This is a genomic window from Streptomyces tricolor (genome assembly GCF_002155905.1).
In the GTDB taxonomy this organism is placed as follows: Bacteria; Actinomycetota; Actinomycetes; order Streptomycetales; family Streptomycetaceae; genus Streptomyces; species Streptomyces tricolor.
Window position 1 is genome coordinate 1 of record NZ_MUMF01000328.1, and the last position, 2,602, is coordinate 2,602.

General features: G+C 69.9%; 3 protein-coding genes and 1 rRNA gene. All 4 read left to right on the top strand.

All coding sequences use genetic code 11. The features are described from left to right. Nucleotides 1-57: 57 nt before the first annotated feature. A 5S ribosomal RNA gene (rrf, locus tag CCN44_RS23500) occupies nucleotides 58-174 on the top strand. 63 nt (nucleotides 175-237) lie between these two features. Then, nucleotides 238-882 carry an HAD family hydrolase gene (locus CCN44_RS23505; RefSeq protein ID WP_086699295.1) on the top strand — a complete coding sequence of 215 codons (645 nt, stop codon included), beginning with the start codon at nucleotides 238-240 and terminating at the stop codon, nucleotides 880-882. 92 nt (nucleotides 883-974) lie between these two features. Continuing rightward, a complete protein-coding gene (locus CCN44_RS23510; RefSeq protein ID WP_059251673.1) occupies nucleotides 975-1,688 on the top strand; it encodes a VC0807 family protein in 714 nt (237 codons plus the stop codon). An 86-nt stretch (nucleotides 1,689-1,774) separates the two neighbouring features. Then, nucleotides 1,775-2,602, top strand: an 828-nt coding sequence (locus CCN44_RS23515; RefSeq protein WP_086699297.1) for an MFS transporter, incomplete at its 3' end; no start/stop codon positions are given.

Sequence of the window (2,602 nt, forward strand, 5' to 3'; positions counted from 1 at the left end):
TCTGAAACCACGAACAGCCCTGCTTTTTGAGCAGTCTGGTTGATTGTTTCATAGTGTTTCGGTGGTCATAGCGTGAGGGAAACGCCCGGTTACATTCCGAACCCGGAAGCTAAGCCTCACAGCGCCGATGGTACTGCAGGGGGGACCCTGTGGGAGAGTAGGACGCCGCCGAACAATTTTTGGGAAAACCCCCGCATCGAAATGATGCGGGGGTTTTCTGCGTTTAGGGTCTATGGCATGCGCTATGACCTCGTCATCTTCGACAACGACGGTGTCCTCGTGGACAGCGAGCCCATATCCAACCGGCTCCTGGCCGCCTATCTCACGGAGTTGGGCCATCCCACGTCGTACGAGGACTCCATCCGGGACTACATGGGCTCGGCGATGCACCGGATCCATGAGCTGATCCTGGAGCGGACGGGACAGCGGCTGCCGGCGGAGTTCGACGAGGTCTTCCACGCGCGGGTGTTCGCCGCGTTCGAGCGGGAGTTGCGGCCCGTGGCCGGGGTGGACGGCGTACTCGAGAAACTGGCCGCGGACGGAGTGCCGTACTGCGTGGCCTCCTCCGGGAGTCATGCGCGGATCCGGGTGGGGCATCGGACGACCGGGCTCGACCGGTGGTTCGCCGAGGAGCGCGTCTTCAGCTCGGAGGATGTGGGGCGGGGCAAGCCGGCGCCGGATCTGTTCCTGTACGCCGCCGAGCGGATGGGGGTGGCCCCCGGGCGGTGCGTGGTCGTGGAGGACTCCCCGCTCGGCGTGCAGGCGGCCGTGGCGGCCGGCATGGACGTGTACGGATTCACCGCGATGACACCGGCGGAGCGGCTCGCGGGCGCCGGTCGACTCTTCTCGGACATGGGCGAGTTGGCCGACCTGCTGGTGTGACCCCGGTCCGCGGCTCCGTCTGACATCCGTCATACGGAGCACGGGACGATCGTTTCTACTGCCGGACCCCGTCCGAAGGCGAAGCTGAGGGCATGACGAAGAACACGGGGAACCCGGGCCGCAAGCCGAGCATGCTGGACAACTTCAAGCCGCTCCTCATCGATGTGGCGGTGCCGCTCGGCTCCTACTACCTCCTCAAAGAGGCCCTCGGGCTGAGCACGTTCGCGGCGCTGGCCTGGAGCAGCGTCGTCCCCGCGGTGCGGACCGTGTGGGGGCTGGTCAGGGAGCGCCGGGCCAATGCGCTGGCCGCCCTGATCCTCGTCGTCAACGTCGTCTCGCTGGTGCTGAGCTTCGTCTCCGGCGACCCGCGGCTGATGCTCGCCAAGGACAGCGGGGTCAGCAGCACGGTCGCCCTCGGCATCCTCCTCTCCGTCCGGCTGGGGAAGCCGATGATGACCGAGGGCATGAAGCCCTTCCTCGTGAAGGGCGACGCCGCCAGGGAGGCCGCTTGGCAGCGGCTGATGTCCGGGCAGGCGGCCGGGTCCGCCGCGTTCCGGCGCCGGGAGCGGCTGTTCTCCGTGGTGTGGGGGCTGGTCCTGCTGGCCGAGTGCGTCGTACGGGTCGTAGGCGCCTACACCGTCCCCGTGGACACCATGGTGTGGCTGGGCTCCGTCGTCCTGGTCGTCGCGATGGTGATCGGCTTCGTGGTCGGCGGTGCCCTGGCCGCCGGGCCGATGGAGGAGATGCTCACGGCCGAGGCGGCGGCCGACCGGGCCGAGCGGCCGGCGGTGGGTGCCGCGGCCTGAGCGAGGCCGGACCGGGGTGAAGCTGAGACAGATTCACCTTTGGCGAGATCTACCCACGGGTAGTCAGGGGGCCTACCCTCGCCGCCATGACTGATGTGCTGCGGCGCGGCAGGGCCTCGCTGGCGTTCGGTTTCTTCGCCCAGGGCGTCGCCTTCGCCCTGCTCGTCACGCGCATCCCGGCCGTCCAGGACCGGTACGGCGTCTCGGACGCGCTGCTGCCGGTCTTCCTGGCCGCCGTGCCCCTCCTCGCCGGGGCCGGCAGCGTGGCCACCGAGCGGCTGGTGCGGAGGGTGCGGCCCAGTCGGCTGCTGCGCTGGTCCCAGCCGGTGGTGCTGCTGGCGCTGCTCGGCGTCGGGGCGGGCGGGCACGGACAGGTGGCCGGGCTGGCGGTGGCGCTCGGCGTCTTCGGTCTGGCGGTGGGGGCGCTGGACGCGTCCATGAACATGCTCGGGGTCAGCCTCCAGCGGTCGTACGGGCGCAGCATCATGCTCGGCTTCCACGCCGCCTACAGCCTGGGCGGGATCGTCGGGGCCTCGCTGGCCTGGGTGGGGGCGCACGGGCAGCTCGCGCTGTGGGTGTCGTACCTGCCGGTGGTGGCGGTGCTGCTGCCGGCGGCGCTGGTGGGGAGCCGGTGGTACGTCGACGGGGAGCCGGCGCCCGCGCCCGGGCGCGCAGGGGAGCGGGGGGCCGTCGGCTTCCCGCTGCTGCTGCCGCTGTGCCTGGTGATGACCTTCGCCTACATCGGGGACTCGACCGTCTCCAACTGGAGCGCGAAGTATCTGAAGGACGTGCTGGGCGGCTCGGAGCAGCTGGCGACCGTGCCGTACAACGTGTACATGGTGACCACGCTGGTGGGGCGGGCGCTCGGGGACTTCGGGGTACGGCGGTTCGGGGCGGTGGCGGTCGTCCGGCTC

Excerpts from the sequence above, each read along its gene's own strand:
- CCN44_RS23510 (WP_059251673.1), top strand. The coding sequence starts at position 975 with ATGACGAAGAACACGGGGAACCCGGGCCGCAAGCCGAGCATGCTGGAC.
- CCN44_RS23505 (WP_086699295.1), top strand. The coding sequence starts at position 238 with ATGCGCTATGACCTCGTCATCTTCGACAACGACGGTGTCCTCGTGGAC.